This is a genomic window from Promicromonospora sukumoe, from assembly GCF_014137995.1.
Taxonomy (GTDB): domain Bacteria; phylum Actinomycetota; class Actinomycetes; order Actinomycetales; family Cellulomonadaceae; genus Promicromonospora; species Promicromonospora sukumoe.
Window position 1 is genome coordinate 1,520,147 of record NZ_JACGWV010000002.1, and the last position, 16,136, is coordinate 1,536,282.

Below are 16,136 nucleotides of genomic sequence, written 5' to 3' on the forward strand. Positions count from 1 at the left end.
CCTGTGCGTTCTCACGCACGGCTCGGCGCACGTCACACCGCGGACCATCATTTCGGTTTGGGACATCGTCCCGACCTGGGGTAATCTCCAGTGTCGCAAGAGCGTGCGTAACGCTCGTCCGGGGCTATAGCTCAGACGGTTAGAGCGCTTCCCTGATAAGGAAGAGGTCGGAGGTTCAAGTCCTCCTAGCCCCACTCCCGGACCTGCAGAGGCTCCCCAGGAGGAACTCGTGAAGAAGCTGCTGATAGTGCTGCTGGCGGCCGGCGCCGGCTACGTTCTCTGGCGCAAGCTGAGTGAGGACGCGGCTGGCCGCGATCTCTGGTCCGAGGTCACCGACTCGATCGACTGAGCGGCCCTCACCGGGGCCATGGCGCAATTGGTAGCGCACCTGCTTTGCAAGCAGGGGGTTGGGGGTTCGAGTCCCCCTGGCTCCACCCCACAGACCGAAGCCCGGATTCGTCCGGGCTTTTGTCGTTCCCGGGCTCTGTCGCCGCACGCCGAGAGCCGGGCCCGCCGCCGTCTCTCATGGTCGGCCGTCCCGCGTCAGCGATTCCACGTACGCCCTCCTGAGGGGATACCCGTAGGTTCGGGCCGTTCTGCGAATTTTTCACCCTTGATCTGCTCCGGGCTACTGACACGGCAGGACCCCTTCCATATCGTCGATCGCGAGGGGCAGCACCACCCAACTGTTCGGCCCCTCGTGATCTGAGGAGGACAGCGTGTCCCTGACCAGGAAGCTCGTCGGCACTGCCGCCGCACTGACCGCAGCCCTGTCGGCTGCCGTGGTCGCCACGCCGACAGCCACCGCAGTACCCGACACCATCCCGCTGACCATCACCAACGACTCCGGTCGCGGCGACCAGGTGTTCATCTACGTCCTGGGCGAGACCGGCGGCCAGCTCGGCTACGCCGACGCCGAGGGGACGTTCCACCCCTGGCCGGACGCCGGGAGCGCACCCGAGCCGGCGCCCGACGCGTCGATCGCCGGGCCCGCGGACGGGCAGGACGTCACGATCCAGATGCCCAAGCTGTCCGGCCGGGTGTACTTCTCGTACGGCAGCAAGCTCGACTTCAAGATCGTCAACGACGGCCAGCTCGTGCAGCCGGCCGTGCAGAACCCGAGCGACCCGAACCGGGACACCCTGTTCAACTGGACGGAGTACACGCTCAACGACTCGGGCCTGTGGATCAACAGCACCCAGGTCGACTTCTTCTCGGCCCCGTACCAGACGGGTCTGCGCTCCTCGAGCGGCGAGCTGATGCGTACCGGCATGCTCAAGCCCGACGGCTGGGACAACGTCGTCACGTCGCTCTCGCAGCAGGACGGCTGGGACGGCCTCGCGCAGACCGGACCTGACGGTTCAGTGCTCCGGGTCCTCTCGCCCGGCCACGGCGTCGGCACGGGCCAGGTCGACGCGAACATCCTGTCCGACTACGTCGACCGGGTCTGGAGCAAGTACTCGAGCGAGACGCTCACCGTCGTGCCCTACGGCGACCAGCCGGAGAAGAAGTTCCTCGGCGCGGTCTCGGGCGACACCATGACGTTCACCGACACCTCGGGCGCAGTGGTGACCACGTTCCCGAAGCCGTCGGGCGAGTCCATCTTCGGCTGCGCGGGTGACCTGGCGGCGCCGAACGACGACATCGGCGCCATCGCGCGCACACTGTGCGCCGGGTTCAACCGGTCCTCGCTGCTCGACAGCAGCACCCAGCCCACCCAGGACCCGGCCGGCTTCTACCAGGACTCGGTGACGAACTACTACGCCAAGTACATCCACGAGCAGATGGCGGACGGCAAGGCGTACGCATTCGCGTTCGACGACGTCGTCGCGCAGGAGTCACTGGTGCATGACGGTGACCCGACCGAGGCGTTCATCCAGCTCGACCCGTTCTCGGGATCGGCCACACCGATCGGCGGCTGACGCCGGTCCGCCCGTCGCCCCGCGTCGGGCGCTCAAGCAGAAGACAGGAGGGCCCGGCCGAGTCGGCCGGGCCCTCCTGGTGTGCGTGGGGACGAGCAGGGTCAGCTGCCCTGCTTGCTCTCCCCGGGCGGAACCTGGTCCACGACCGGCTCGTCCTTGACGGGCGGAGCCGGCTTGGCGTCCTTCGGGTCCGTGGCCTTCGCCGGCGGCTCGGTGGAGCTGTCGCCGGGACGGCCGGCCTTCTGCGCGGCGTCCGACGCCGCGCTGCTCGCCTTCTGCGCCGTGGACTTCGCGGCGTCGATGACGGGAGCGGCCTTCTCCTTGGCGGCGTCGATCACCGGGGCGGCCTTCTCGAGCACCGGACCGGCCTTCTCCTTCGCCGCCTCGAACGCGGGGCTCGCGGCCGAATAGGCCCGGGCACCGAGGTCCTTGGCCGTCTGTGCGGCCTTGGCCCCCGCCTCCTTGCCCTTCGCGACGACGGAACCCGCCGCTGAGCCGACGCCGGAGGAGTGCTTGGCGGCGCCGTCGGAGTAGTCGGCCCCGGAGCTCTGCTCCCAGGGCTCGGCCCACGGGTCGGTCTGGGGCTGTGCGCGCTTCCAGAAGACGTAGCCCGCGACGGCTGCGCCGCCCGCGGCCAGCGCGATGAGCCAGCCCTTCTTGGAGCCCTTCTTGCTGGCCTTGTCCGCCGCGTCCGTGACGCTCGCGGCGAGTGCGGCGGTCTTGCCCTGTGCCACCGCGGCGTTGTCCGCTGCGGCGTTGAACGCGGAGACCATCTTCGGGAGCAGGTCGTCCACGAGCTTGTCGTGCGCGGTGTCGATCAGCGGCGCTGCCTTGCCCGCCACCTTCTCGACCTGGGGCGCGGCGGCCTGCAGGCTGTCCTGCCAGGCCTTCTCCGCGCGCGGTGTCAGCCAGGCGATGAAGTCGTGCACGCGTGGCTGGGCCCAGTCCTTCGCGTTCGAGGCCCGGTCCTTGGCCTGGGCCGCGAACGACCCGGCCTGTGTCGCGGCCTTGGAGCTGACGTCGGAAAGCAGAGCACTGGCCTCCGCGGCCCTCTCCTTGACCTTCTCGGTGTCGATCTTGCTCGTGTCCACGTAGTCGGTCACCTTCTTGCGGGTCATGTAACTCCCCCCGAACTGTTCAATACTCCTCAAGGTGCCACTCTGCCATCGCCTGACCTTACTGGCGAGGGCGGCGCGACGACGGTGCAGCATCTGCGGCCTCCTCCGTGGGAGGATTGATACATGTTCGCAATCCTGCACACCACCTCCGGTGACATCCGCATCGAGCTCTTCCCGAACCACGCGCCCAAGACTGTCGAGAACTTCGTCGGCCTCGCGACGGGTGAGAAGGCCTGGACGGACCCGCGCACGGGCGAGGAGCGCAAGGACCCGTTCTACGACGGCCTGATCTTCCACCGCGTCATCGACGACTTCATGATCCAGGGCGGGTGCCCGCTCGGGACGGGAACCGGCGGCCCGGGGTACACGTTCAACGACGAGATCCACCCCGAGCTCCAGTTCAACGAGAAGTACATCCTCGCGATGGCCAACGCCGGCAAGCGCCGGAACCCGGTCACCGGGGAGATCGAGGGCACCAACGGCTCCCAGTTCTTCCTCACCACCGCCGAGACCCCGTGGCTGAACGGCAAGCACACGATCTTCGGCAAGGTCGCGGACGACGCGTCGCGTGAGGTCGTCGACAAGGTCGGCAAGACGCGCACGCGTCCCGGCGACCGTCCCGTCGAGGACATCACCATCGAGTCCGTCACCATCGAGCCCTGAGCCCTGGCGGCGCTCCGCCGTCGTACCGGCGCTCCGCCGTCGGACCGGACCCGCACGACCTGAGCACCGATGACCGAGGGGACTGAGGACGTATCGCGATGAACGACCCGGCCGCCGAGGAGCCGACCGAGGCCGCGGCTCCCGTCTGCCCGCGACACCCCGACCGGGTGTCCTACGTGCGCTGCCAGCGCTGTGGCCGGCCGACGTGCCCCGAGTGCCAACGGCCGGCCGCGGTCGGCATCCAGTGCGTGGACTGCGTCCGGGAGTCGAAGCGCGCCGCCCCGCGCATCCGGACGGTCTTCGGCGGCACGGCGACGACCACCACCGCCAACGGCCGGCCGGTCGTCACGCTGACGATCATCGGCATCTGCGTGGTGAGCTGGCTGCTGCAGCTGGTGACGGGAGGTGCGTGGACGCACGCGCTGTGGTTCTGGCCCTGGGGTGGAGCGGTCGAGCCGTGGCGTTTCCTCACGGCGTCGTTCCTGCACTCCACGTCGCCGCTGCACATCCTGTTCAACATGTACGCCCTGTGGATAACGGGCCAGTTCCTCGAGCCTCTGCTCGGCCGGGCGCGGTTCACGGTCCTGTGCCTGCTCTCCGCGGTGGGCGGCTCGGTCGGCGTGCTGCTCCTCGCGGGCGACCCGTTCACGTCGGACGCCTGGGTGACGCCCGTCGTGGGCGCGTCCGGCATGGTGTTCGGCCTGTTCGGCGCGATGCTCCCGGTGATGCGCCGGCTGGGTCGCAGCATGGGACAGGTGCTCGTCCTGCTCGCGCTCAACGGCGCCATCGGGTTCTTCGTGCCGAACATCTCGTGGCAGGCGCACCTGGGCGGGCTGGTCACGGGCGCGCTCGTGGCGACCGCCTACGCGTACGCCCCCAAGGAGCGGCGCGCGCTCGTGGCGTGGGCCGTCCCGGTGGTCGGCGTGGCCGTCCTGGTCGGCCTGGCGGTGTTCCGCTACGCCTCCGTCGGCGTCCTGTGAACAGGTCGTCGACGGGGCCGGCGGTGTGGCACCGGTCTCTTTTCCCCAGCTTTACCCACAGCTGTGGATAAATGGGTACACAGCTCCGCGGCCGCCTCGGTGCGGCCGCGGAGCCGCCGTTCTCAGCGCCAGCGGGTGGTGAGCCCGAACCCCACGATGATCAGGCCGAAGCCGACCGCGAGGTTCCACTGACCGATCGGCGGGATCGGCAGGCCGAGCTCGGAGCTCGTCAGGTAGTACGTCACGATCCAGGCGAGACCCAGGACCATGAGGCCGACCATCACGGGGGCGAGCCAACGCGGGTTGACGGCCTCTCCGGGCAGCGCGACCTTGGCCTCGGCCTTGTCGGCCTTGGGCGTGACCTTCTTCTTGTTGCGTGACTTCGACTCGGGCACGAGGCGGGCTCCTGTCCTGGGGGGTCCGCCCGACGGGTGTGCCGAGCCGACGTCTGCTTGCTCGTGGACTAGCGTAGTGGTCCACAGCCCGAGTCGTGACCAGACGCGTCCGCGGGTTGGTCGAATGTTGCAGGAGGGACGCGTGTGACCGGACCCGAGCCGACCTCCGCGCCGTCGCCCAAGGGCGGTGCGGGAGGCTTCCTTGGTGCACTCACCCACGCGCGCTGGCGTTCGTGGCTGAGCGTGGGCGCCGTCGCCGTGCTCGCCGGCCTCATGTTCAGCGCGAGCGCGCGCCTGGCCGACGGCGGTGGGGCCGACAACCGCGACCCGCAGGACCTCGCGCAGCTCGTGGACACCGAGACAGGGCGCGTCACCGACCTCACCGAGCGCACCGGCGTGCTGGACCGAGAGATCGAGACGCTGAGCGCCCGTGCCGGTACCGCCGTCCCCACGCTGGACGACGACCTCGTGCGGCGCGAGGGCGTCGTGTCGGGCACGGAGCCGGTCCAGGGCCCCGGCCTGACCGTGACCCTCGACGACGCGCCGTCGACGTCGGTGGGCGCGGGTCCGGGCGGCGTCGAGCCGCAGCCGGACGACCTCGTGGTGCACCAGCAGGACCTGCAGCACGTGATCAACGCGCTGTGGGCCGGCGGGGCCGAGGCGATGACGCTGCAGGGCGAGCGCGTGACGTCGACGTCGGCGTTCCGGTGCTCCGGAAACATCCTCCTGCTGCACGGAAAGGTCTTCTCACCGCCCTACAAGGTGACGGCAGTGGGAGACCCGGCGAAGATGGAGGCGTCGCTCGACAGGTCCGAGGGTGTGCAGACGTACCTCGAGTACGTGGACTGGGTACACCTGGGCTGGGACGTGCGACGTAGCGACCACCTGGACCTCCCCGCGTACGACGGCGGCGGTCTGCAGTACGCGACGGTTCCCGATGGTACGGAGGTCTTTGGATGACCCACGCGCAGGCCGGACACAACGTGCCGCTGCCCCAAGAGGTGTTTCCCATCGCGTACCAGCGCGGCCCGTCCGGGATGGGGCCGCGCAACGCACGCCGCCCCCAGTCGTCGGGAGGCCCGATGCGGCCCGTCGCCTGGCTGATCGGCGTGATGGGCGAGCTCCTGGTGACGGCCGGCCTGGTGCTCGGGCTGTTCGTGGTGTGGCAGCTCTGGTGGACCGACGTCGAGGGCGCGCGGGCCCAGAGCGAGATCATCGCCGAGATGGACTGGGAGGCCGCCCCGGCCGGCCCGCAGACCGCCGTCGAGAACCACGGGCCGCCGCCGGTGATGGCGGAGCCGCCGGACGCCGGGACCCTCTTCGCGCAGATGTACATCCCGCGGTTCGGGGACGACTACGTCAAGCCCGTCGCCGAGGGCACGGACAAGGCCACGGTGCTCGACACCATCGGCATCGGGCACTACGTGGACACCGCGATGCCGGGCGACCTCGGCAACTTCGCCGTCGCCGCGCACCGGACCACCTACGGCAAGCCGTTCAACCAGATCGCGGAGCTCAAGAACGGCGACGCGGTCGTGGTCCGTACCGAGGACACCTGGTACGTCTACAAGGTGACCGAGGCGAAGATCGTCTACCCGCAGAACGTCGAGGTCATCGCGCCGGTCCCCGGTGTCACCAAGGACCAGCCGATGCCGGAGCTGACGCAGCGGTTCATCACGCTGACGTCCTGCCACCCGATGTTCTCCGCGACCGAGCGGTACATCGTGCACGGCGAGCTGGAGTACTGGTCGCCCGTGGGCGAGGGCAAGCCGAAGGAGCTGGTGAGCTGATGTACGCGCTCCTGTGGCGGGCCATCCCCGGCCCGGGCTGGTTCAAGCTCGTGGTGTGCCTCGTGCTCGCCTTCGGCCTGATCGCGGTCTGCTTCACACAGTTCTTCCCGTGGCTCAGCGAGTACATGCCGTTCAACGACACCACCGTCGGCGCCTAGCGGTCCTCGCCGTAGCATGTGTCCATGACGCGCATCCTCGTCGTCGACAACTACGACTCGTTCGTCTACACGATCGTCGGCTACCTCGACCAGATCGGCGCCCGGACCGTGGTGGTCCGGAACGACGCCGTGCCCACCCCGGACGCCGACGGCCGCTACTGGTACGACGGCGACGACGGCGCGCGCGTGCCGTACGACGGCGTGCTCGTCTCCCCCGGCCCCGGCACACCGGCGGAGGCCGGTGCCTCCGAGGACGTGATCCGCGCCTGCGCCCGGTCGCGCACCCCGATGCTCGGCGTCTGCCTGGGGCACCAGGCGCTTGCCGAGGTGTACGGCGGCAAGGTGACGCACGCGCCCGAGCTCATGCACGGCAAGACGAGCCTGGTCGAGCACTCGGGCCAGGGTGTGCTCGCCGGCCTGCCCGCGCCGTTCACCGCGACGCGCTACCACTCGCTGGCGGTCACGCCGGACAGCGTTCCGTCCGAGCTCGAGGTGACCTGCACGACGGCGTCGGGCATCGTCATGGGGCTGCAGCACCGCGAGCTGCCGCTGCACGGCGTCCAGTTCCACCCGGAGTCCGTGCTGACCGAGGGCGGGCACCGGCTGCTGGCGAACTGGCTGGAGACCTGCGGGCTCGACGGCGCGGTCGAGCGGGCGAAGGGAATGGCGCCGCTGGTCACCTCGTGACCTGCGACGCCATGTGCGGAACGGCCCTGACCGGGTTCCCGGTCAGGGCCGTTCGCGCTACGGGATGATGTCCTCGCCGTCACCCTCGCCGCCGCCCTCAGGGCCGGACGAGATGACCAGGTCGATGACGCCGCCGACGTCGACCGTCGAGCCGGGAGCCGGGTTCGAGCTGATGACCTGGCCGGGCTCGGGGAAGATCGCGGACGGCTCCTGCGAGACCTCCCGGCAGGTGATCTGCACCCCGGTGCACGCGACCTGGGCCTCCTCGAGCTGCTTGCCCAGCAGGTCGGCCGGGACCGTCGTCTCCTTCGGCTCCGGCGCGGAGGCGAGGAACACGGTGACGAAGGACCGCTGGTCCACGTCGCCGTTGGGGTTGGTGCGCACCACCAGTCCCTCGGTGACGTCCTCGCTCGGCTCGTTCTTGAACTCGTAGCTCAGCCCCACGGCCTTGAGCTGCTGCTCGGCGGCCGCTCGCGACTGGCCCGCGAGGTCGGGAACGGTGACCTGGCCGGTCGAGAGGTACAGGACGACCTCCGACCCCTCCTGCACGGTCTCCCCGGCGCTGGGCTCGCTCTTGGTGACCTGGCCCTGGCCGACGTCCGCGCTGTTCTCCGTCTCGGTGCCGCTGACCGTGAGGTTCAGCTCCTCGAGCCGGGCCCGCGCGTCGCTCTCCGACAGGTTCTTCAGCGCGGGGAGGGTGACCTGTCCCGGGGCGCCCGCGACGAAGACGGTGACCGTCGAGCTCGGGTCGACCTGCTCGTCGGCCCCCGGGTCGGTCTGACCGGTGGTCAGCCCCTCGTCGAGGTCGGAGTCCTTGTCGATGGCCTGCTGGAACGTCAGGCCGGCGGCCTCGATCTGGGCCCTCGCCTCGTCGGCGGAGATGCCCTCCTGGATGCTCGGCACGGCGACCGTCGTCGGCTCTTCCTCGCCACCGCCGTTGATCACCATGGCGATGACGATGGCCGCGACCGCGGCCAGCGCGATCCCGAGCAGCCACCACATGAGGGCCTTGCTCTTCTTCTCGGGCTCGCGCTGGCCGGCGCGCGTCTGCGGGCCCGGGTAGCCGTTGCCCGGCGTGACCGGGCTCTGCTGCGCCGTCGTCTGGCCCCAGGCGCCCTGGCCCGGCGTCATGACCTGCGTGGCACCGTACGCGGGCTGGCCCGCGACCTGCGTGGCACCCATCATCGCGCCGACCATGGGCGCGCTGATCTGGCCGCCGCGCATCGCGGCCTCCAGGTCGTGGCGGAACTCCGCCGCGGTGCTGTACCGGTGGTCCCGGTCCTTGGTGAGGGCCTTGAGCGTGATGCGGTCCAGCACGTCGGGGACGTCGGTGGCGACCTCGGACGGGCGCTGCGGCTCCTGGCCCACGTGCTGGTAGGCCACGGCGACGGGCGAGTCACCCTGGAACGGCGGACGGCCGGTGAGCAGCTCGAACAGCATGCAGCCGGTCGAGTACAGGTCCGAGCGGGTGTCGACCTGCTCGCCGCGCGCCTGCTCCGGGGAGAGGTACTGCGCGGTGCCGATCACGGCGTTCGTCTGCGTCATGGTCGCGGCGGAGTCGGCCATGGCCCGGGCGATGCCGAAGTCCATCACCTTGACCGCGCCCGTGGGCGTGATCATCACGTTCGCGGGCTTGATGTCGCGGTGCACGATGCCCGCGTGGTGGGAGTACTCCAGGGCGCTCAGCACGCCGACCGTGATCTCCACGGCCTCCTCGATCGGCACGGCCGAGCCGTCGGTCAGGATGTCGCGGACGGTGTGGCCCTCGACGTACTCCATCACGATGAACGGGACGTGCACGTCCTCGCCGGCGGCGTTCTGGTGGATGTCCTCACCGGTGTCGTACACGGCGACGACCGCGGGGTGGTTCAGCGCGGCGGCCGACTGCGCCTCGCGCCGGAAGCGCGTGAGGAACGACGGGTCGCGAGCGAGGTCGGAACGGAGCACCTTGATCGCGACCGTACGACCGAGGCGGGTGTCGTGGCCGATGTGCACCTCGGCCATACCGCCACGGCCGACGAGCTCGCCGACCTCATAACGGCCGGCGAGTACGCGGGGCGTGTTCTCCACCACTCATAGGTCCTTTGATGTCGTGGCCGTCTGCCTCAGGGCATACGACTCGTTGAAGAGCATCATCCCAGAAGCGGCCAGTCCGGCCGCTGCCGGGGGATTCAGCGTTTCGGCGTAGATTTCGGAGGAACCCCACGGCTCCTGCAGAGCGCCGTCGTTGCCGTTCACGGTGACCAGCGTGATGATGAGGACCACGAGCAGCAACGCGACCAGTGCGACGAGCGGCCAGGACACGCGGACCCCCAGGCGGTCCTCGATCCCGTTCACCCAGCCTCGGATGTCGGACGACAGGCTGCGCCGTCCCTTCCCAGGGTGCCCTCCCGAGCGCCCTTGCTGGGGGACCCTTCGCCCGTCCTGGCGTGTCGAGTGCAGGTCGCGGCGCGACGGGTAGGAGCGCGCGGTCCCGTTCCCGGCGCCCGCCGGCGGTGGTACGTACCCGGGAGCGGTGGGCCTGCCGTAGGCGTCCGAGCCGTAGGAGCCCGACGTCGTGCCGTATCCCGCGGAGTCCGAGCCGTACCCGGCGGAGTCGGTGCCGTAGGCCCCCGAACCGGGGCCGCCGGCCGGGGTGCCGGGGGCCGGGGCGTAGGGGCGGCCGTAGGCGTCCGTCCCGTAGGTGCCCGACGTCGTGCCGTACCCGGCCGAGTCGGAACCGTAGGAGCCGGAGCCGAACGGGCCGGAACCGAAACCGCCCGCCGGGCTGCCCTGCCCGTAGCCGCCGTCGGGGGTGTAGCCGCCCGCGTCGGTGCCCGTGCCGTAGCCGCCGGCCGCGGTGCCGGAGCCGTAGCCGCCCGCGGGGGTTCCCGGACCGGCGGCCGGCTGGGGCGGCGCGGACTGGGCGTTGGCCACGGTCGTGTGCCGCCCGCCGCCGGTCGGGCTGAACGGGTTCTGCTTGCGGGCGTGCGACGGCCCGGGCTGCGGCGCGCTCGGCCGGCCGTTGCCGGAGCGCGTCGTCGAGGAGGACTGGCCGTCACGGCGCGAGCGGCGCGCGTAGCGCGAGCTGCCGAACGGGTCCTCGGCGATCTCCGCCGCGAGGATGTCGAGGTGTCGTGCGAGCTGGTCGGCCGACGCGATGCGCTGCGCCGGGTCCTTCTCCAGCATCTGGGTGATCGTCTCGGCGAGCCCCGGGTGCACCGAGGTCGGCAGCAGCGGCATCGGCGCGTTGACGTGCGCGATCGCGATGTCGACCGGCGTCCGGCCGGTGAAGGGGCGGCGGCCCGCCGTCGCCTCGTACGCGACCACGCCGAGCGCGTAGATGTCCGAGGCACCCGTGGCGGACTGGCCCACGGCCTGCTCCGGCGACAGATACTGCGCGGTGCCCATGACCATGCCGGTGGCGGTCATGGGCACCTGGTTCTGCGCGACCGAGACGCCGAAGTCCGTGATCTTCACGGTGCCGGAGTGCTCCAGCAGGATGTTGCCCGGCTTCACGTCCCGGTGCACCACACCCGCGAGGTGCGCGGCGTGGAGGCCGCGCGCGGTCTGCGCGAGGATCGGCAGCAGCCGCGCCGGCTGGAGCACCGGCTCCCGTTCGAGCAGGTCGGCGAGCGGCTCGCCCAGGACCAGCTCCATGACGAGGTAGCCGGCGCCGTTCTCCTCGCCGTAGTCGAACATCTGCGCGATGTTGGGGTGGACGAGGGTCGACGAGTTCCGTGCCTCCGTGCGCAGGCGACGGAGGAAGTCCTCGTTGCCCGTGTACTCCTCACGGAGCACCTTCACGGCGATCTCGCGCGCGAGCTTCTCGTCGCGCGCTACCCACACCTCGCCCATGCCGCCCATGGCGATACGCCGCACCAGCTTGTAGCGATCGCCCAGCGACAGACCCTCGACCGGTCTCATTTCGAGATCGCCGCCTGCATGATCTGCTTGGCGATCGGGCTGGCGAGCGCGCCACCCGTGGTCTCGTTGGTGGACTGGCCCTCGTTCTCCAGGACGACCGCGACCGCGACCTGCGGGTCGTCGGCCGGGGCGAACGACGTGAACCAGAGCGACGGCGACCGCGGCTCGTCCTGCGCCGTACCGGTCTTGCCGGCCACGGCGACGCCCGGGATCTGCGCGCCCTTGCCCGAGCCGTTGTCGACCACGGCCTGCATCATCTCGGTCAGCGCGTCGGCGGTGGACGAGGAGAACGGGCTCTTGTAGCGGCTCGGCTTGGTCTGGCTGACGAGCTCGAGGTCGCTGTCCCGGACGCTCTGGACGAGGTACGGCTCCATGAGGTCGCCGTCGTTCGCGATGGCCGCCGAGATCATGGCGACCTGGAGCGGCGTCATGCGGACGCTGCCCTGGCCGATGCCGGAGAGCGCGATGCGCGCGTCCGAGTCGTCGTCGTTCTCGCCGCCGATCAGGCCCGGGTAGGCGCCGACGGAGGTCGTCATCGGGACCTCGATCGAGTCGGTGAACCCGAACTCCTGGAACATCTGCTGCATCCCGTCCTTGCCGACCTCGTCGGCCAGGTTGAGGAACGCGGTGTTGCAGGAGATCTCCAGCGCCTCCAGGAGCGTCATCTGCTGCGAGGCCGCGCACGGGAAGCCGCCGAAGTTCCCCACGGGCGTCGAGGTGCCCGGCAGGGTGTACGTGTCCGGCGCCGGGATCTGGGTGCCCGGGGTCTTCCCGTCGTACTCGATGGCGGCGGCCGCCGTGAGCAGCTTGAACGTGGACCCCGGCGGGAACGTGGCGTTGATCGTGCGGTTGATCGTCGGGCCGTAGACGCTGCGCCGCTCCTCGCCGTCCTCGGAGTTGATCACCGGCTTCTCGTTGATGACCTTCTCCGCGGCGGCCTTGGCGGCATCCGAGTCGTGCGACGCGAGCGGGTTCGGGTCGTACGACGGCTTGGAGACCATCGCGAGGATGGCACCCGTCTTCGGGTCGAGGGCGACCGCGGCGCCGGTGTAGTCCCCGAGGGCGTCCCAGGCCGCCTTCTGCACCTTGGGGTCGATGGTCAGCTCGACCGAGGACCCCTGCGCCTCCTCACCCGTGATGAGGTTCTGCAGGCGGTCGAGCCACAGCGAGTCGTCCTCGCCCGCGAGGTAGCTGTTCGCGTACCGCTCCATGCCGCTGATCGTGCCGATGACGGAGTAGTAGCCGGTGATCGGCGCGTAGACGCTGGCGGCACCGGCGTCGCCGTCCGAGTAGGTGCGCTGGTACTTGTAGTTGTCGTCCACGGGGACGGAGGTGGCGATCGCCTCCCCACCCTTGACCACGATGGGGCCGCGGTCCCGGGAGAGCGAGCTGTACGTGCCGCGCACGTTCCGCGGGTTGTCGTTCAGGCTCTCCGCCGACACGAACTGGATCCAGGTGGTCGACACCATCAGGGCCAGGAACATGACCATGACGACGGTGGACAGGCGGCGCAGGGTGGCGTTCACAGGTCCACCCCCCGCACGATCTGGGTCGCGTCGTCGGGCGTCGAGTTACGGCCCGCGCCGGCCTCGGTCCCGGCCTGCACCGGGCCCACACCGGGGCCACCGACCTCGATGGCACCGCTGGTGGCTGCGGCGACGGGCGCCGGCTCGGCCAGCGCGCCGCGGGTGGGCAGCGCGGAGGGGCGTCGGGCGGCGTCGGAGATGCGCAGCATGAGGGCGATGACAATCCAGTTCGCGAGCAGGGAGGATCCGCCCTGCGCCATGAACGGCAGGGTCAGGCCGGTGAGTGGGATGACTCGGGTGATGCCGCCCACCACGACGAAGAGCTGGAGCGCCATCACGAACGCGAGGCCGCCCGCGAGCAGCTTCCCGAAGCCGTCCCGGACACCCACCGCGTGCCGCAGGCCGCGCTGCACGATCACCAGGTAGACGAGCAGGATCGCGAGCAGGCCGGTGAGGCCGAGCTCCTCGCCCAGAGCGGCGTAGATGAAGTCGGAGAAGGCGAACGGCACGTATTCGGGGTAGCCGCCACCCCAGCCGGCGCCGAACATGCCGCCGTAGGACATGGCGAACAGGCCCTGGACGAGCTGGTACGACGGGCCGGTCATCAGCTCGGGGTTGAGCGCGTCCAGCCAGATGTCCACGCGGAGCTGCACGTGGCTGAAGATCGACCAGGCCACGACGGCGCCGCCGGCGAACATCACGAGGCCGATGACGATCCAGCCCACGCGGTCCGTGGCGAGGTAGAGCATGCCGACGAACAGGCCGAAGAACAGCAGCGAGGTCCCGAGGTCCTTCTCGCCGACGAGGACCGCCAGCGACACCGCCCAGACGATGAGGATGGGGCCGAGGTCGCGCAGGCGCGGAAGCTGCAGGCCCACGAACTTCTTGCCGGCCAGCGCCAGCGTGTCGCGGTTCGCGACCAGGTAGCCCGCGAAGAACACGGCGAACGCGATCTTGGCGAACTCGGCGGGCTGCAGGGAGAACGGACCGATGAAGATCCAGATCTGGGCGCCGTTGATCTCGCGGCCCAGGCCCGGGATCAGGGGCAGGACCACCAGCACGATGCCGACGATCATCGCCGTGTAGGTCAGGCGGCGCAGGCTGCGGTGGTCGCGGATCACGAAGAGGGCGACGGCCGCCACGATGATGCCCAGCGACGTCCACATCAGGTGCCGGGACGCGTTCGCGCCGTTGATGCCGACCAGGTCCTGTCGCAGGATCATCGCCATGCTGATGCTGTTCAGCAGCACCACGGCGGGCAGGATCACCTGGTCGGCGTACGGCGCGCGCAGGCGCAGCACGATGTGCATCGTGAAGGCCAGCGCGGCCAGCACGATCGAGTACGTCCAGAAGCCCTCGGGCAGGCCGTCCTCGAGCGAGTAGCCCACCATCCACATGCCGCCCATGCCGAGCGCGAGCGCGACGACGAGCAGCACGGCCTCGGCGACACGGGCCGGGGCCTTCACCTCGGGCTGGAGGACGCTCATCCGTTCCCTCCCGTGGTGTTCCCCTTGGCGTCAGGCGTCGGCGTCGGCGTGGGTGTCGAGCTGGCGGTCGGCGTCGGCGTGGACGACGGCGAGGCTGGCGGCTCGGGCTCCGGCGCGGCCTCGGAGATCAGCCGCTCGGCGCGCCCGCGCGCGTCCTCGAGCGAGGTGGCGCGGATGGTCTCGTTCACCCGGTCGGCGACGAACCCGGGGAGCTCGTCGACACGGGTGCCGGTGAGCTCCACCGCGGTCGAGAAGGTCAGGGGCCCGGCCGTCGCTGGGATGCCGCGGAACACCGCGACCTGGCCGTCGGACTCGCCCACGTAGTACTGGGTCTGGGTCCAGCGGTAGCCGCCCCAGCCCGCCAGGCCGAGGCCCACCACGAGCAGCAGCGCGCCGACGACGGTCAGCCAGGCGCGCTTCTTCCGCGTCGGCGCCTCTTCCTCGGCGTCCTCGGCCAGGTCGCCGTCGGGCTGGATGTCCGGCTGGTACTGCTCCTCGTCGGAGCCGCCGGCGATCATGGCCTGCTCGAGCGTGTCGGCCAGGTTGTCCTGCGCCGCGGGGTCGGTCAGCACGCCCACTGCCACGGGCGCCGGGGCGGGCTGGCCGCCCGCCGCCGAGGCGTTCCGGCTGAAGCCGGTCACGGTGTCGCCGTCGATCTCCGCGTGCGGGGCCGCGCTCGCCGACGGCGTGCCGCCACCCGCCGCGGTCACGCCCGCGAGGGCGGCGGAGCCGACGATCTCGGGGGTGACGGTGGCAGTGGTGCCGGCAGCGGCGGCGTCGTCCAGGACGTCGGCCACGACGACGGTGATGTTGTCGGTGCTGCCGGAGCGCATGGACATCGAGACGAGGCGCTCGACGGCGTCGTACGGCTCGGGGACGGTGCTGAGCACCTCGGCGATCTCGTCGTCCGGGACGAACCCGGACAGGCCGTCGGAGCAGAGCATCCAGCGGTCGCCGGGTACCGCCTCGCGGATCGAGAGGTCGGGGGTCAGGTCCAGGTCGAAGTCGCCGAGGACCCGCATGACGACGTTGCGCTGCGGGTGGCTCTCGGCCTCGTCCGGCGTGATGCGGCCGGTGTCGACGAGGTGCTGCACGAAAGTGTGGTCGACCGTGACCTGCGCCAGCGTCCCGTCCCGCAGGAGGTACGCGCGCGAGTCACCCAGGTGGGCCATGGCAAGGGTGTTGCCGGACTTCAGCAGTGCGGTGACGGTGGTGCCCATGCCGGCCAGGTCCGGGTCGGCCGTGGTGGCGTCGACGAGGTCCTGCCGGGCGCGGTCGATCGAGCGTTCCAGCTCGGACATCGACTGGTCGGAGCTGTGGTCGGGCCGGTCGAGGCCCACCAGGGCCGCGATGGTCAGGGCGGACGCGACGTCGCCGCCCGCGTGTCCGCCCATCCCGTCGGCCACGACGAGGAGGTTGGGTCCCGCGTACGCGGAGTCCTGGTTGTTGGAGCGGACGAGGCCGACGTCGGAGCGCGCGGCATACCGCAAGGTCACGGTCACGT

Annotated in this window: 15 protein-coding genes and 2 tRNA genes; 10 read left to right on the forward strand and 7 right to left on the reverse strand. The window is 70.6% G+C overall.

The window, feature by feature from the left end; translation table 11 throughout:
• The first annotated feature begins 120 nt into the window (after positions 1–120).
• From FHX71_RS23920 to FHX71_RS23930, 4 genes are all read left to right on the forward strand, one after another.
• A tRNA-Ile gene (locus tag FHX71_RS23920) sits at positions 121–194 on the forward strand.
• Positions 195–229: 35 nt separating this feature from the next.
• Positions 230–349, forward strand: a complete 120-nt coding sequence (locus FHX71_RS28890) for a DLW-39 family protein (protein WP_253874143.1) — start codon at positions 230–232, stop codon at positions 347–349.
• Positions 350–361: 12 nt separating this feature from the next.
• Positions 362–434: transfer RNA gene (locus FHX71_RS23925), tRNA-Ala, on the forward strand.
• Positions 435–719: 285 nt separating this feature from the next.
• The gene (locus tag FHX71_RS23930; protein ID WP_182619869.1) at positions 720–1,922 is read left to right on the forward strand and encodes a beta-1,3-glucanase family protein; all 1,203 of its coding nucleotides are present in this window, start codon (positions 720–722) and stop codon (positions 1,920–1,922) included.
• Positions 1,923–2,023: 101 nt separating this feature from the next.
• Here FHX71_RS23930 and FHX71_RS23935 read toward each other — a convergent pair whose 3' ends face one another.
• A complete protein-coding gene (locus FHX71_RS23935) occupies positions 2,024–3,040 on the reverse strand; it encodes a hypothetical protein (RefSeq protein WP_182619870.1) in 1,017 nt (338 codons plus the stop codon).
• Between the two features lie 123 nt (positions 3,041–3,163).
• Between FHX71_RS23935 and FHX71_RS23940 the strand changes: the two genes are divergently transcribed.
• Entirely contained in the window at positions 3,164–3,703 is a 540-nt protein-coding gene (locus FHX71_RS23940) for a peptidylprolyl isomerase (protein WP_182619871.1), read from the forward strand.
• A gap of 98 nt (positions 3,704–3,801) precedes the next feature.
• Complete coding sequence (locus FHX71_RS23945; RefSeq protein WP_182619872.1) at positions 3,802–4,683, forward strand: rhomboid family intramembrane serine protease; 882 nt, start codon at positions 3,802–3,804, stop codon at positions 4,681–4,683.
• Positions 4,684–4,805: 122 nt separating this feature from the next.
• Here FHX71_RS23945 and FHX71_RS23950 read toward each other — a convergent pair whose 3' ends face one another.
• Positions 4,806–5,078, reverse strand: coding sequence for a cell division protein CrgA (locus FHX71_RS23950; protein WP_182619873.1), 273 nt, complete (start codon positions 5,076–5,078; stop codon positions 4,806–4,808).
• Positions 5,079–5,222: 144 nt separating this feature from the next.
• On the opposite strand from FHX71_RS23950, the gene FHX71_RS23955 reads away from it, so the two are divergent.
• The 4 genes from FHX71_RS23955 to FHX71_RS23970 are packed head-to-tail and all read left to right on the forward strand — an operon-like array spanning position 5,223 to position 7,713.
• On the forward strand, positions 5,223–6,038 hold the full coding sequence (locus tag FHX71_RS23955; RefSeq protein WP_182619874.1) for a DUF881 domain-containing protein: 816 nt from the start codon (positions 5,223–5,225) through the stop codon (positions 6,036–6,038).
• Positions 6,035–6,868 (forward strand): class E sortase, encoded by an 834-nt coding sequence (locus FHX71_RS23960; protein ID WP_182619875.1) that lies wholly within the window; start codon positions 6,035–6,037, stop codon positions 6,866–6,868. Before FHX71_RS23955 ends, FHX71_RS23960 begins: the two co-directional genes overlap by 4 nt.
• Positions 6,868–7,026: a hypothetical protein gene (locus FHX71_RS23965; protein ID WP_182619876.1), complete on the forward strand. Its 159-nt coding sequence runs from the start codon at positions 6,868–6,870 to the stop codon at positions 7,024–7,026. The genes FHX71_RS23960 and FHX71_RS23965 overlap by 1 nt, the downstream gene beginning before the upstream one ends.
• A gap of 24 nt (positions 7,027–7,050) precedes the next feature.
• A complete protein-coding gene (locus FHX71_RS23970; RefSeq protein ID WP_182619877.1) occupies positions 7,051–7,713 on the forward strand; it encodes an aminodeoxychorismate/anthranilate synthase component II in 663 nt (220 codons plus the stop codon).
• A gap of 57 nt (positions 7,714–7,770) precedes the next feature.
• Here the strand turns inward: FHX71_RS23970 and pknB are convergent, their stop codons facing one another.
• The 5 genes from pknB to FHX71_RS23995 are packed head-to-tail and all read right to left on the reverse strand — an operon-like array spanning position 7,771 to position 16,134.
• A complete protein-coding gene (gene pknB / locus FHX71_RS23975) occupies positions 7,771–9,786 on the reverse strand; it encodes a Stk1 family PASTA domain-containing Ser/Thr kinase (protein WP_182619878.1) in 2,016 nt (671 codons plus the stop codon).
• Complete coding sequence (locus FHX71_RS23980) at positions 9,787–11,619, reverse strand: serine/threonine-protein kinase (protein ID WP_182619879.1); 1,833 nt, start codon at positions 11,617–11,619, stop codon at positions 9,787–9,789.
• Entirely contained in the window at positions 11,616–13,145 is a 1,530-nt protein-coding gene (locus tag FHX71_RS23985; RefSeq protein ID WP_182619880.1) for a peptidoglycan D,D-transpeptidase FtsI family protein, read from the reverse strand. The genes FHX71_RS23980 and FHX71_RS23985 overlap by 4 nt, the downstream gene beginning before the upstream one ends.
• Positions 13,142–14,632: an FtsW/RodA/SpoVE family cell cycle protein gene (locus FHX71_RS23990; protein WP_182619881.1), complete on the reverse strand. Its 1,491-nt coding sequence runs from the start codon at positions 14,630–14,632 to the stop codon at positions 13,142–13,144. Before FHX71_RS23990 ends, FHX71_RS23985 begins: the two co-directional genes overlap by 4 nt.
• Positions 14,629–16,134, reverse strand: coding sequence for a PP2C family protein-serine/threonine phosphatase (locus FHX71_RS23995; protein WP_182619882.1), 1,506 nt, complete (start codon positions 16,132–16,134; stop codon positions 14,629–14,631). Before FHX71_RS23995 ends, FHX71_RS23990 begins: the two co-directional genes overlap by 4 nt.
• Between the last annotated feature and the right edge of the window lie 2 nt (positions 16,135–16,136).